Origin of the sequence: Cryobacterium melibiosiphilum, from assembly GCF_003602235.1 — a bacterium.
Classification (GTDB): domain Bacteria; phylum Actinomycetota; class Actinomycetes; order Actinomycetales; family Microbacteriaceae; genus Cryobacterium; species Cryobacterium melibiosiphilum.
In genome coordinates, this window is the sequence record NZ_QZVS01000096.1 from 148,235 (window position 1) to 160,554 (window position 12,320).

At 66.5% G+C, this 12,320-nt stretch carries 13 protein-coding genes and 1 tRNA gene; 6 read left to right on the forward strand and 8 right to left on the reverse strand.

Annotated elements, in window-relative coordinates; all coding sequences use genetic code 11:
* Positions 1–33 precede the first annotated feature (33 nt).
* A complete protein-coding gene (locus D6T64_RS23470) occupies positions 34–159 on the forward strand; it encodes a hypothetical protein (RefSeq protein ID WP_267900502.1) in 126 nt (41 codons plus the stop codon).
* On the opposite strand, the gene D6T64_RS19975 is transcribed toward D6T64_RS23470, so the two are convergent.
* The 7 genes from D6T64_RS19975 to D6T64_RS20005 all read right to left on the reverse strand — a co-directional run bounded on the left by D6T64_RS19975 (position 156) and on the right by D6T64_RS20005 (position 7,574).
* On the reverse strand, positions 156–1,610 hold the full coding sequence (locus tag D6T64_RS19975) for a phytoene desaturase family protein (RefSeq protein WP_233551453.1): 1,455 nt from the start codon (positions 1,608–1,610) through the stop codon (positions 156–158). The genes D6T64_RS23470 and D6T64_RS19975 overlap by 4 nt on opposite strands.
* On the reverse strand, positions 1,607–2,446 hold the full coding sequence (locus D6T64_RS19980; protein WP_119976422.1) for a UbiA family prenyltransferase: 840 nt from the start codon (positions 2,444–2,446) through the stop codon (positions 1,607–1,609). The genes D6T64_RS19975 and D6T64_RS19980 overlap by 4 nt, the downstream gene beginning before the upstream one ends.
* A gap of 35 nt (positions 2,447–2,481) precedes the next feature.
* Entirely contained in the window at positions 2,482–3,120 is a 639-nt protein-coding gene (locus tag D6T64_RS19985) for a response regulator (RefSeq protein ID WP_119976423.1), read from the reverse strand.
* Complete coding sequence (locus D6T64_RS19990; protein ID WP_119976424.1) at positions 3,117–4,349, reverse strand: sensor histidine kinase; 1,233 nt, start codon at positions 4,347–4,349, stop codon at positions 3,117–3,119. Before D6T64_RS19990 ends, D6T64_RS19985 begins: the two co-directional genes overlap by 4 nt.
* A gap of 115 nt (positions 4,350–4,464) precedes the next feature.
* Entirely contained in the window at positions 4,465–5,340 is an 876-nt protein-coding gene (locus D6T64_RS19995; protein WP_119976425.1) for an ABC transporter permease, read from the reverse strand.
* Positions 5,337–6,272 (reverse strand): ABC transporter ATP-binding protein, encoded by a 936-nt coding sequence (locus tag D6T64_RS20000; protein WP_119976426.1) that lies wholly within the window; start codon positions 6,270–6,272, stop codon positions 5,337–5,339. The genes D6T64_RS19995 and D6T64_RS20000 overlap by 4 nt, the downstream gene beginning before the upstream one ends.
* A 93-nt stretch (positions 6,273–6,365) precedes the next feature.
* The gene (locus D6T64_RS20005; RefSeq protein WP_119976427.1) at positions 6,366–7,574 is read right to left on the reverse strand and encodes a pyridoxal phosphate-dependent aminotransferase; all 1,209 of its coding nucleotides are present in this window, start codon (positions 7,572–7,574) and stop codon (positions 6,366–6,368) included.
* Positions 7,575–7,770: 196 nt separating this feature from the next.
* Between D6T64_RS20005 and D6T64_RS20010 the strand changes: the two genes are divergently transcribed.
* The 5 genes from D6T64_RS20010 to rplA all read left to right on the forward strand — a co-directional run bounded on the left by D6T64_RS20010 (position 7,771) and on the right by rplA (position 10,547).
* Positions 7,771–7,843, forward strand: a tRNA-Trp gene (locus tag D6T64_RS20010).
* A 42-nt stretch (positions 7,844–7,885) separates the two neighbouring features.
* Positions 7,886–8,158, forward strand: a complete 273-nt coding sequence (secE, locus tag D6T64_RS20015; RefSeq protein WP_119976428.1) for a preprotein translocase subunit SecE — start codon at positions 7,886–7,888, stop codon at positions 8,156–8,158.
* Between the two features lie 71 nt (positions 8,159–8,229).
* Positions 8,230–9,201 (forward strand): transcription termination/antitermination protein NusG, encoded by a 972-nt coding sequence (nusG, locus tag D6T64_RS20020; protein ID WP_119976429.1) that lies wholly within the window; start codon positions 8,230–8,232, stop codon positions 9,199–9,201.
* A 125-nt stretch (positions 9,202–9,326) separates the two neighbouring features.
* On the forward strand, positions 9,327–9,758 hold the full coding sequence (rplK, locus tag D6T64_RS20025) for a 50S ribosomal protein L11 (RefSeq protein ID WP_119976430.1): 432 nt from the start codon (positions 9,327–9,329) through the stop codon (positions 9,756–9,758).
* Positions 9,759–9,857: 99 nt separating this feature from the next.
* Complete coding sequence (gene rplA, locus D6T64_RS20030) at positions 9,858–10,547, forward strand: 50S ribosomal protein L1 (protein WP_119976431.1); 690 nt, start codon at positions 9,858–9,860, stop codon at positions 10,545–10,547.
* A 284-nt stretch (positions 10,548–10,831) separates the two neighbouring features.
* Here rplA and D6T64_RS20035 read toward each other — a convergent pair whose 3' ends face one another.
* Positions 10,832–12,265 carry an aminobutyraldehyde dehydrogenase gene (locus tag D6T64_RS20035; protein ID WP_119976432.1) on the reverse strand — a complete coding sequence of 478 codons (1,434 nt, stop codon included), beginning with the start codon at positions 12,263–12,265 and terminating at the stop codon, positions 10,832–10,834.
* Positions 12,266–12,320: the final 55 nt, after the last annotated feature.

Consider the following 12,320-nt stretch of genomic DNA (forward strand, 5'->3'; position numbering starts at 1 on the left):
GGTATGTCAGAGGTGCAGTGTTGACTAATGCTCATGAAGATTCCCGAGGATGTACCCGAGGAGGAGCCTGATGATGAGGAGACTGACGATGAGGAGTGCCCGTCTGGCAACGTTCGGCTGCTCGCGCAGACGGTCGAAGCTAGAGACGTTCGAAACTAGAGACGGTCGAGACGGTCGAGCAACTTCTGCATCGCCGTCATCGCGCCACCCAGTACGGCGGGGATGCCGCCGCCGGGGTGAACCGACGCGCCCACCCGCCAGAGCCACGGTCGGGCACGGCTCGTGTAACCCGGCCGGTGGAACGGCCCGCTCTGCCAGAGTGGGTTCGTCGCGCCGTACAGCGCGCCACCGGTCGACCCCCAATCCGAGAAGTACTGCGGATCGAGCACAACATGGTCCCGAAACAGTTCACTGATGGGGCGATCGAGTCCCACGGCCGCGCTCACCCGCGCGATCTCCGCCGCCACCCAGGGGCTCTCGAGGGTGTACTCCCGGCCGTCGGCGGGTGCGGTGAGCAGCACCGCCACGGTGGCCAGGTCATTGGGGTATACCTCATGGGGCCGGTAGTAGTTGAGAAAGGCCATCGTCTGCTCCGGCGGCACCCCCGCGTCAAGGCTGCGGTGCAGCGCCGCCGGATCGTCGGGCAGCACGACGGAATGAGTGGCGATGCCGGCGGGAAGCGGCGCGGCCAGAGTTGCGTAAATTGCCACCCCCGAGCAGGAGAGCGGGCGCGGCCGAGCCGCCGGCAATCCGAGCAGCCCGTCGATCACGCCGCGATCGAGTCCACTCACGATGACGTCGGCCGGGTAGGTGGCCGACTCCGTGACGACCCGCCCCTGGGCGACGGATATGACCGGCTCACCCAGGTGAACCTGGGCGCCGGCGTGCAGAGCGAGCCGGTGTAGGGCCCGCGGCAGCTCGTTCACGCCGCCTTCGGGCACCCAGACCCCGTCGGTGGCCATGATGGCCGGCATGCTCGCGTAGAGGGCGAGGGTCTGCCGGGGTGAGACGCCCGCGTTGAGGGTGTGGATGGCGATGACCTCGCGCAGGCCGTCGGGCATCCAGGTCAGGCCGTCGAGAAAGCTCCGGGTGGTCAGCCGGGTGCCGTAGCGACGAAATACGCCGCGCACGGCGGGGAGTGATGCCGGATCGGCCGGGTTGGTCATGAGCATGCTCGAGACGAGGGCGCCCAGGCCGCCGTGTTCCCGTTCGAACCGAGCCCAGGCGGAGTGCCACGGATGCCCCGCCGGTACCGGCAGGGTGACGCTGTCACCGCGATAGAAGTATCGACCCACTTCGGGCAAGCGTTGCAGGGTCACCCCGGCCACAGCGGCAGCCTCACGGGGCGCCGACCCGCGGGCGCCTAGCGCGTCGTATCGGGCCAGCAGCTCGTTCCAGACCGGCGGGAACGTGACCAGGGCCGGTCCGGTGTCCACCCGCTGCCCGCCGATCTCGAGCCGGCGGCTCTTGCCGCCGACCCACTCAGCGCCTTCCAGCACGGTCACCGAGTGTCCGGCTCGGCTCAGGAGCGCGGCGGCCGTGAGCCCGCCCAGGCCTGCTCCGAGCACGACGATGCGTTGTGGCTTCGTGCGCGTGGCCATGCGGGTCATCGGTAGACTCCTAGCAGAATTGCGGCTACGACCTGGGTTCCGGCAACGGAACCAGCCACGTAGGGGAACGCGATCGAGTAGCGATACAGACGTCGGGCTGTGGCCGGGGTGGGGTCCCTGCCCAGCGAGAACACGAGCCAACCCGCGATGAGCGTGTTCACGACGGCGACCGGCCAGCTCACGAACGCGAATCCGATGCTGGACAACGTCCACCAGACGCCGCTCCACACCGTGGCGCCACGGGCACCCAGGGAGACGGCCGTGGTGTGGATGCCGACGGCTTCATCTTCGTCGATGTCCTGAACCGCGTCGTAGGTGTGTTTGGCCACGCTCCAGGCCATCAACCCGATCACGGCCGGCCAGATCGGGGTCTCGCCGAGCGCGAGCGGCACAAAGGCCAGGGGGAACGCGTAGGCGGCGTTGCTGAGTGAATCCAGGTAGCGCCGGGCCTTGAACCGTAGTGGAGGCGCGGAATAGAAGATGAAGATGACCGCATAGGCGACGATCCAGGCCAGCGCGGCCGGCGGCAGGAAGAGAAAATACACGAGGAACGGCACGTTGGTCAGCACGACTCCCAGCAAAATGCTGCGCGTCTCCGAACCCAGGATGCGGGCACCCTCCAGGCCGCCCTTGCGCGCGTTGCCGGCATCCGTGTCCTGGTCGAAGATGTCGTTGATGCCGTAGATGAGCAGGTTGAACGGCAGCGTCAGCCAGAGCAGTATGGGCACCGCTTCCCAGCGCCACAGGTCCCCGATCAGCCACATGCCGATCACAGCGGTTCCGATCGTGTTCACCCAGAGCACCGGTCGTGAGATCTGGACAAGGCGCGCGAGCATTTTCTTACTCTATCGGCGTGCGCGGGAGGGATTCTTCAGAGCAAACCGATCTCCATCGCCCGGGTCACGGCGCGGGTGCGATCATTCACGTCGAGCTTCTCGAAGATGTGCACGAGATGGGTCTTCACCGTTGCCTCGCCGATGAAAAGAGTGCGGGCAATGGTGGGGTTGCTGTCGCCGCCGGCGACGAGACGCAGCACCTCGAGTTCGCGAGCCGTCAGGCGGCACGGCGTGGCCACAGCCGCTCGCAGCCCCTGTTCGCGCAGGCGCTGCACGAGTGTCGCGGCGATCGACGGTGCGAGCACGGTCTGACCGCCGGCGACCGAGCGCACCCCCTCGAGAATCTCGGCCTGCGGGGCCGCCTTCAGCAGGTAGCCGCTCGCACCGGACTCGATCGCACCGAGAATCTGGTCGTCGCTCTCATAGGTGGTCAATATCAGAACGCGGATGCTGCCGGCCACGGCCAGGATCCGCGCGGTCGCCGCGGCGCCGTCGAGCAGCGGCATGCGCAGGTCCATCAGCACCAGGTCGGGCACGAGCGTCACGGCCAGCCGCACGGCCTCCTCCCCGTCGGCGGCCTCGCCGACCACTTCGATGTCATCGGCGAGCGCGAGCAGCGCCACGATTCCGCTGCGCACGATGGGGTGGTCGTCGGCGACGAGGACCCGGATCATGAAACGTGCGCTTCGAGGGAGGCTCGGACATCCCGCGCCGCGTCAGGCCCTGTGGATACGCTGACCCGCAACAGGGTCCCGCCGCTGTCGCCGGTGCGCACCTCCAGGCTGCCGCCGACCAGCGCGAGGCGGTCACGCATGCCCGACAGCCCAAAGCCGGTCTCGCGTGCCGCGGAGTAGTCCCCGAGGCCGCGGCCGTTGTCGGTGACGTTCAGAGTGACGAGGTCTTCGGTGCGGGTCAGGGTGACGGATGCGGCGCTTGCCCGCGAGTGCTTGCGCACGTTGGCGAGTCCCTCCTGGGCGCAGCGCAGCAGTACCACCTCGAGTTCGCGGTCGATGCCGCTGACGTGCGCGGCGGCATCCACCCGGATGCCGGTCTCGCGTTCGAAACGTTCCGCCAGCCGGCCGAGGGCGTCGCCGAGGCTGGAGTCGCCGACCCGGACGGGCGACATCGCGGCAACGAGGGTGCGGGCCTCGGTGAGGGCGTCGCGGGCGTAGCTTTCGATCAGGTCGACGCTGGCCCCGGCCACGGCGGTGTCCGCGGCGACGCCGGCCAGCTCGATCCGGGTGCGCTGGGCGAGCATGACCAGACTGGTGAGGCTCTGGGCGATGGTGTCGTGCATCTCGCGGGCCAGGCGCTCACGTTCACTCGTGGCGCCCGCCGAGCGGTGCAGGGCGGCCAGTTCACCCTGGGCCGCGGTCAGTTCGGCGACGAGGGCGCGCTGCTGTTCACCGGCAACGCTGATGTGGCTGATCCAGAAACCCAGCGCGAGCGAGAATGCGAACGCGAGCATCTCGATGATGCCCGCCTGCAGCGCGGCGTCGAGGGTTCCGCCGAGGCTCGCGGTGAGGCTGGCGAACATCGTGAGGGTGAGCACCGCGTTCCAGATCACTGCCGAGGTGATCGTCGGTGCGAGCACCCAGAGCAGCGGAAAGGCCAGCGACTGCAGCGTCGCCATGCTGGGAGAGAAAGCGGTGGCGACACCACAGCCGACGACGACGACCACCCTCAGCGACAGCGCGGCACCCGCATGCCCGGGCCGGGCATCAGGTGGGAGCTCGCAGATGCCGCGGCGACCGAACCCGGCGTAAAACACGCCGATGGCCGCGAGAGTCCACAGCGCGCCGGTGCGGGCGGCATCCGTCAGGGCTGAATCGGCAACGGCCACGAGGGCCATCAGGGTCAGCGCCCCCGCGAATGCCACGTCCCACCATCGTTGTGCCGTCATGTCCTCACCTTCCCAGAGATTCGAGGCAGGTCCCGGCGAGAGCGGATGACGAGTCGGTCTGAGCGGCCCACAACGACGACCCGACCGCTCTCGCGGGACACTGCGAATGGCATGGTCAGGCGTCGCGGCGGATCCAGCGGAAGGTGACCCGGCTGAGCACCAGGCCCACCACGAGCCACAGGCCGAGGGCGACCGCCACCGCGACCAGGTCCCAGGCGCCGTTCTGCTCGGCGGCCGCGAAGCTGTCGGGCAGAAAGACGGAGCGCATGCCCTGCGCCATCCACTTCAGCGGAAAGACGCTCGCGAGGTTCTGCATCCAGTCAGGCAGGGTCGTGAACTGCAGGTAGACGCCGGAGATGAATTGCAGCACCAGCACGATCGGGGCCACGACGGCCGTGGCGCTCTTACCCGAGCGCGGCAGCGCCGAGAGTGCGATGCCGACGAAGGCACTGGTGATCACGCCGAACACGAACACCCAGGCGAAGGTGGCCCACTTCTCGGGATCACTGGGCAGTTCGATGCTGAAGAGCACCCGCGCGACGAGCAGTAAGAGCGCGGCCTGCAGCGTGGCGGTCACGAACACCTGGCCGATCTTGCCGAGGAAATAACTCAACGGCGAGAGCGGAGTGCCGCCGAGGCGCTTGAGGGTGCCGTCGCTCTTCTCTCCGGCGATGTCCACGGCGAGGTTCTGCACCCCGGAGAGCAACATGCCAGCCGCGAGCATGCCCGGCAGGTAGTAAGCCCCCACGCTGACGCCGCCCACACCGTTGTCGTCTCCACCAATGTTGCCCGCCGCACTGAACGCGGCGGTGAAGATGCCGAGCATGATGAACGGAAAAAAGAACGTGAAAAGCAGGGTATCCGGCGAGCGGAAGTACAGGCGGGTCTCGTAGCGGATGCGAGAGATGCCCAGCCGCACAGTGGTTCCGGGTCCCGGCACGCGAACGGTTGTCGTGGTCGGCCGCGGTCTCGCGGCGCTCGTCGTGGTCATGCCCGCATCTCCTTCTGGATCAGTCCCGCGGTAGTCGGAACGTCGGTGGCCGGGATTTTCGCTTCGTCGTCGCGCACCAGGCCGAGGTAGACGTCTTCCAGACTCGGCCGAATGATCTCCAGTTCGTCGGGCTCGGCACCATCGGCGGCGGCGACCAGGTCGGCGACGAGCCGGGCCGGGGAATCCGTTCGTTGCTCGCGTGGCCGACCCGATGCATCACGCCAGCGCACGAGCGGCACGCGGGCGTCGGCGCCGCCGAGCTCGTCGATGGGCCCGATCTCGATCAGCCGGCCGCCGGCGATGATCCCGGCGCGGTCGCCGAGCTGCGCGGCCTCGTCGAGGTAGTGCGTGGTGAGCAGGATCGTGGTGCCCTCGCCCTTGAGAGTGCGGATCAGATCCCAGAACTGGTGCCGCGCTTCCGGGTCGAAGCCGGTTGTCGGTTCGTCCAGGAAGAGCAGTTCGGGGCGACCGATGATGCCGAGCGCGACATCCACCCGCCGGCGCTGCCCGCCGGAAAGTTTGCTGATGCGGGTCCTGGCCTTCCCGCGCAGGCCGGCGGCGTCGATCACCTCGTCGATGTCGCGTGGGTTGGGGTAGAAACCGGCGAAGTGGCGGAGCTGCTCAGTGACGGTTGCGTTGCCGGTCTCGGCGCTGGTCTGGAGCACGATGCCGAGCCGGGCCTTCCAGTCGAGGCCGCCCCGGTGCGGGTCGACTCCGAGCACGCTCACCTCGCCGGAATCGCGGCCTCGGTAGCCCTCGAGGATCTCGATCGTGGTGCTCTTGCCGGCGCCGTTCGGGCCGAGCAGCGCGAAGGTCTCACCGGCGGCAATGGAGAAGCTGATGCCGCGCACGGCCTCGAAATTTCCGTAGGACTTGCGGAGGTCCTGCACGCGCACAACAGGGCCTGTGTTCGTCAGAGCGTTGGGTGTCATAGGTCCAGAATCCCACCGCAACCCGCCCGCGACTAGCCGTCTACCGGACGACTATGGCATCCCCCGATCGATGGATGCCCCTGCAGTCGGGTGTCAGGAGGCGAAGAGGCGCTGCAGGCGTCCGATGCCCTCGAGCAGCAAGGCGTCACCCAGGGCGTACGACAAGCGCAGGAACCCGCTCGGCCCGAAGGCCTCGCCGGGAACGACGGCGACCTCGGCCTGGTCGAGGATCAGGTCGGCCAGTTCGAGCGAGGTCGTGGGGGTGACGCCGCCCCACGTGCGGCCGAGCAGGCCGGTCACATCGGGGTAGACGTAGAACGCGCCCTGCGGGGTCGGGGTGGTGATGCCATCGATCTTGTTGAGTTCGGTGACCATCAGGTGCCGGCGGCGGTCGAAGGCCTCGCGGAACGCGACCGAGGCGTCTTGCGGGCCGTTGAGGGCGGCGATGCCGGCGCGCTGGGAGATGTTCGAGACGTTCGAGGTCAGGTGTGACTGCAGGTTCGACGCGGCTTTCATCGCGTCGAGCGGGCCGACCATCCAGCCCAGGCGCCAGCCGGTCATGGCGTAGGTCTTGGCGACGCCGTTCACAAGGATGGTGCGGTCGGCCAGGGCGGGGACGGCCTCGACGATCGAGGTCGCTCCGCTCGACGGGGCATAGGTCAGGTTCTGGTAGATCTCGTCGGAGATGACCCAGAGGCCGTGCTTCTCGGCCCAGAGGCCGATGTCGCGGGTCTGCTCGGGCGAGTAAACAGCGCCGGTCGGGTTTGACGGGCTGACGAAGAGCAGAACCTTGCTGCGCGGGGTACGCGCGGCCTCGAGCTGTTCAACGGTGACGAGGTAGCCCTGGTCGCTGCCGGCGAAGACGTTCACCGGCACGCCGCCGGCCAGGGTGATGGCCTCGGGATACGTCGTCCAGTAGGGAGTCGGCACGATGACCTCGTCGCCCGGGTCGAGCAGGGTCTGGAATGCCTGATAGACGGCCTGCTTGCCGCCGTTGGTGATGACCACCTGGTTCGCGGTGACGGCGAGCTTGCTGTCGCGCAGAGTCTTGGCGACCACGGCCTCGCGCATTTCGGGCAGTCCGGCCGCCGGCGTATACCGGTAATTCTTCGGGTCCTGCACGGCCGCCGCCGCGGCATCCACGATGTGCTGCGGGGTCAGAAAGTCGGGTTCGCCGGCCGCGAAGCTGATCACGGGGCGCCCCGCCGCCTGCAGGGCCTTGGCCTTTCCGTCGACTTTAAGGGTCGCCGACTCCGCAATGGAGCCGATCCGGGTAGAAATCCGCTTGAGTTCGTGTGCCACGCTACGAGCATACGACGCAGGCCAGCGGATGCCTACGGGCCACTCCCGCAGTCCGCCGCGGTTGCCCCTCAGCTTGCCCCTCAGCTTTACATGGTCCACCCCGGTGACCTAGACTGGCTGAAGGTAGTTGAAGTCTGCCAAACTTTTTTGCGCCCTTTTCACTGGGGTGCGGCAAGGGCGATGGATTTCTCTCCATAGGGTGGTGGCTCAATTGGTAGAGCAGCGGTCTCCAAAACCGCAGGTTGCAGGTTCGAGTCCTGTCCGCCCTGCAAGCCGGTGGTAATTCTGTCGGCCCAGGAAAGGTGTAACTGGTGGCCCGAAAAGTTGTCGACGAACCCAGTGAGGAAGTCGTCGCGAACGCGAAGATTGCCCGCGACGCCAAACGTGGACCCTTCGCTCGGCTGTCCCTGTTCTTCAAGCAGGTCATCGCTGAACTGAAGAAGGTCGTCACCCCGACCCGCAAAGAGCTCTTCAGCTACACCGGCGTCGTGCTGGTCTTCGTGGTCATCATGATGGCCATCGTGTCGGCATTCGACTGGGTGTTCGCCCTCGTCGTGACGTATGTGTTCGGAACGCCGAGCTAATACTGCCCTTGTTGCAGCTGCTCCGCCCCGAACCCGACCAACACCGAACGATAGACAAGGATTGAATTTTAGTGACTGAGACGAAGCACGACGATGTCGACTGGGCAACCGCTGCCGAGCAGTCCTCCGAAGAGGACGAAGCGCAGGAGGGCAACACCCTCGCTGCCGCCGAAGACTCCGTAGAGGCCTCAGAAGAAGCCGCCCTGCACGTCATCGACGAGTCCGCCGGTGTTGAGGTCAACCTCGACGCCGCCCTCGACGCGCTCGCCGAGTCCACCGATCCCGAAGCCGACGCGATCGTCGACGACGCCCTCGACATCGACTCCGCCGCCGAGGCGGACGCCTCCGTCGAAGCCGTCACCGATGAAGAAGAGACCGACGAAGAAGACGCCGCAGTCGAAGGCTCCGCTGACGCCGAGCCCGCTGAGGTTGACCCCTACGCTGCGTTCCGCACCGAACTGCGCATGATGCCCGGCAAGTGGTTCGTCATCCACTCCTACGCCGGCTTCGAGCGTCGTGTGAAGTCGAACATCGAGAACCGCAAGCAGTCGCTCGGCATGGAAGATTTCATCTACCAGTGCGAGGTCCCGATGGAAGATGTCGTCGAGATCAAGAACGGCCAACGCAAGATGGTCACCCGCGTACGCATCCCCGGCTACGTGCTCGTGCGCATGGACCTCAACGAGGACAGCTGGTCGGTTGTGCGTCACACCCCCGGTGTCACGGGCTTCGTGGGCAACGCCCACAACCCCACCCCGCTGCGCTTCGAAGAATCCTTCGGAATGCTCAAGGGCCTCGTCGAGATCGCCGAAGCTCCGGTCAGCAAGTCCGGCACCCCCGGCAAGAGCGCCCAGCGCGTCATTGCCGCGGAGATCGACTACGAAATCGGCGAGACCATCACGATCAAGGAAGGCTCCTTCGCGGGCCTGCCCGGCACGATCAACGAGATCAAGCCGGAGAGCGGCAAGCTCATCGTGCTCGTCTCGCTCTTCGAGCGCGAAACCCCGGTCGAGCTCAGCTTCGACCAGGTCACCAAGCTTTAGCCGATAGATGACGGATGCCCCACACCGGGGCATCCGTTTTCTGCGGTTTTTCGAACCACCGGGGCCCATCCGGGCCACCGGGAGAGCAGCTCGCCTGCTCGAACATCACAACGTAAGGAAGAACAATGGCACCGAAGAAGAAGGTTACCGGTCTGATCAAGCTTCAGATCAAGGCCGGCGCCGCGAACCCCGCACCCCCCATCGGCCCGGCCCTCGGCCAGCACGGTGTGAACATCATGGAGTTCTGCAAGGCGTACAACGCAGCGACCGAAGCCCAGCGCGGCAACGTCATCCCCGTCGAGATCACCGTCTACGACGACCGCTCCTTCACCTTCATTCTGAAGACCCCGCCCGCCGCGGAGCTCATCAAGAAGGCCGCCGGAGTCGCCAAGGGCAGCGGAACCCCGCACACCGTCAAGGTTGCCAAGCTCTCGCAGGCCCAGGTTCGCGAAATCGCCGAGCTGAAGATGGTTGACCTCAACGCCAACGACATCGACGCCGCCGCGAAGATCATCGCAGGAACCGCCCGCTCCATGGGCGTTACGGTCGAGGCTTAATCTCGGCATCCCCCGGGTGACAACAAGTCACTCGTTAGCAGTTCGTGGAAGAGCCTGCCAGGTTCACGAAAACCACATTCCCAGTACAGGAGATTCACCATGGCAACAAAGTCAAAGGCCTACCGCGCCTCTGCCGAGAAAATCGGCGAAGACACCTTCTACACCCCCGCAGCAGCCGTCGCGCTCGCCAAGGACACCGGCTCCGCCAAGTTCAACTCGACCGTTGAGGTCGCCCTGCGCCTCGGCGTCGACCCCCGCAAGGCAGACCAGATGGTTCGTGGAACCGTCATCCTGCCCCACGGCACCGGCCGCACCGCCCGCGTCATCGTCTTCGCAACCGGCCCCGCCGCCGAAGCCGCTATCGCAGCCGGCGCCGACGAGGTTGGTGGCGACGAGCTCATCGAGAAGGTAGCCGCCGGTTACACCTCGTTCGACTCCGCCGTTTCGACCCCCGAGCTCATGGGTAAGGTCGGTCGTCTCGGAAAGGTCCTCGGCCCGCGTGGCCTCATGCCGAACCCGAAGACCGGAACCGTGACGCCCGACGTCGCCAAGGCCGTGTCCGACATCAAGGGCGGAAAGATCGAATTCCGCGTCGACAAGCACTCCAACGTGCACTTCGTCGTGGGCAAGGCCTCGTTCTCCGTTGAGCAGCTCAACGAGAACATCTCCGCCGCCCTCGAAGAGGTCGTTCGATTGAAGCCGAGCTCCTCCAAGGGCCGTTACATCACCAAGGGCGTCGTCTCGACGACCTTCGGCCCGGGCATCCAGCTCGACGTCAACAGCATCTAATCTCGCTGTAAACACAAAGAAGGGCCCGTCTTCGGACGGGCCCTTCTTCTTTTGCGTTCGCCGCGGCTCAATCGCCGGGTGTGGATGTCGCTGGTTGAGCCTGCGCGCGAAGCGCGCTGGTCGAAACCGGGCGAGCCGATCTTCGGTCTGAGGATCGGCTTGCGTGGTTTCGACCGCTCCTTCGTCGCGGCTCAACCGGCGGGTGGTGGAGGATCCCGCCGGTTGAGCCTGCGCGCGCAGCGTGCTGGTCGAAACCGGGCGAGACGATCCTCAGACGCGGGGCCTCAGCCGATGTAGCTCATCACGTGCTTGAGGCGGGTGTAGTCCTCGAGGCCGTACATCGAGAGGTCCTTGCCGTACCCGGAGTGCTTGAAACCGCCGTGGGGCATCTCGGCGACCAGCGGAATGTGCGTGTTGATCCAGACGCAGCCGAAGTCGAGATTCTTCGCCATCCGCATCGCGGTGCCGTGATTACTCGTCCAGACGGATGACGCCAGCCCGTACTGCACATCGTTCGCCCAGGTCAGGGCCTGCGCCTCGTCGGTGAACTTCTGCGCCGTGATCACCGGGCCGAAGATCTCGTTCTGCACCGCGGCATCCGTCTGGCGCAGGTTGGACACGATCGTCGCCTCGTGAAAGTAACCGCGGCTGCCCTGGCGGTGGCCGCCGAGCGCCAGCGTGGCGTGGTCGGGCAGCCCGGCGACGACGGCCTCGACCCGGGCGAGCTGGTCGGCGCTCGAGAGTGCGCCGTAGAGAATGTCGTCATCGAGGGGCGCGCCGGTGCGCGCGTTGTCCCGCGAATAGGCGGCGAGGGCCGCGACGAACTCGTCGTGGACGCCCTCCTGCACGAGAATGCGGGTGGCGGCGGTGCAGTCCTGGCCGCCGTTGTAGAACGCGGCGGCGCTGATGCCGGCCACGGCCTGCTCGATGTCGGCGTCGTTGAAGACGATGACCGGGGCCTTGCCGCCGAGCTCGAGGTGAACCCGCTTCACGTCGAGGGCGGCCGCGCCAGCGACCTCCATGCCGGCGCGCACCGAACCGGTGATCGACACGAGCTGCGGCACCCGGTTGGTGACCAGCGCACGGCCGGTCGTGCGGTCACCGGTGACAACGTTGAAGGCCCCGGCGGGAAGGAATTCGGCGGCGATCTCGGCCATCAGCAGGGTCGAGACCGGGGTGGAGTCTGACGGCTTCAGCACGACGGTGTTGCCCGCCGCGAGGGCCGGCGCAATCTTCCACATCGCCATCATCATCGGATAGTTCCACGGCGTCACCTGGCCGACGACGCCGATCGGTTCGCGGCGCACGAATGAGGTGTGGTCCTTCATGTACTCGCCGCCGGACTTGCCCTCGAGCAGGCGGGCGGCGCCGGCGAAGAAACGCAGCTGGTCGACCATCATGTCGACCTCTTCGGCGACAAGGTTCGGGCGGGGCTTGCCGGTGTTCTCGCTCTCGACGTCGGCAAGTTCCTCCGAGCGGTCTTCGAGGGCATCGGCGAATTTCAACAGCGCGAGCTGACGTTCCCCGGGGGTGGTCTCACCCCAGGTCTCGAAAGCGGCGGCCGCTGCCGAGTAAGCGGATGCGACATCCGTTTCACTGGAAATCGGGCTGCGGGCGTAGACCTCTTCGGTGGCCGGATTGATGATGTCGAGCTGTTCGCTCGCATCGGACGACACGTACTCGCCGTTCACGAAGTTCTGGAGTTCACGGATTCCCATAACTGACCTTTCGAGGCATCGTTGACCACTGAAGACTGTAGGCCGACGATACCCC

What these genes read in the sequence shown, in the direction of transcription:
- D6T64_RS23470 (WP_267900502.1), top strand. Translation starts at nt 34, where the DNA reads ATGAAGATTCCCGAGGATGTACCCGAGGAGGAGCCTGATGATGAGGAG.
- D6T64_RS19975 (WP_233551453.1), bottom strand. Translation starts at nt 1,610, where the DNA reads ATGACCCGCATGGCCACGCGCACGAAGCCACAACGCATCGTCGTGCTC.
- D6T64_RS19980 (WP_119976422.1), bottom strand. Translation starts at nt 2,446, where the DNA reads ATGCTCGCGCGCCTTGTCCAGATCTCACGACCGGTGCTCTGGGTGAAC.
- D6T64_RS19985 (WP_119976423.1), bottom strand. Translation starts at nt 3,120, where the DNA reads ATGATCCGGGTCCTCGTCGCCGACGACCACCCCATCGTGCGCAGCGGA.
- D6T64_RS19990 (WP_119976424.1), bottom strand. Translation starts at nt 4,349, where the DNA reads ATGACGGCACAACGATGGTGGGACGTGGCATTCGCGGGGGCGCTGACC.
- D6T64_RS19995 (WP_119976425.1), bottom strand. Translation starts at nt 5,340, where the DNA reads ATGACCACGACGAGCGCCGCGAGACCGCGGCCGACCACGACAACCGTT.
- D6T64_RS20000 (WP_119976426.1), bottom strand. Translation starts at nt 6,272, where the DNA reads ATGACACCCAACGCTCTGACGAACACAGGCCCTGTTGTGCGCGTGCAG.
- rplK (WP_119976430.1), top strand. Translation starts at nt 9,327, where the DNA reads ATGGCACCGAAGAAGAAGGTTACCGGTCTGATCAAGCTTCAGATCAAG.
- rplA (WP_119976431.1), top strand. Translation starts at nt 9,858, where the DNA reads ATGGCAACAAAGTCAAAGGCCTACCGCGCCTCTGCCGAGAAAATCGGC.
- D6T64_RS20035 (WP_119976432.1), bottom strand. Translation starts at nt 12,265, where the DNA reads ATGGGAATCCGTGAACTCCAGAACTTCGTGAACGGCGAGTACGTGTCG.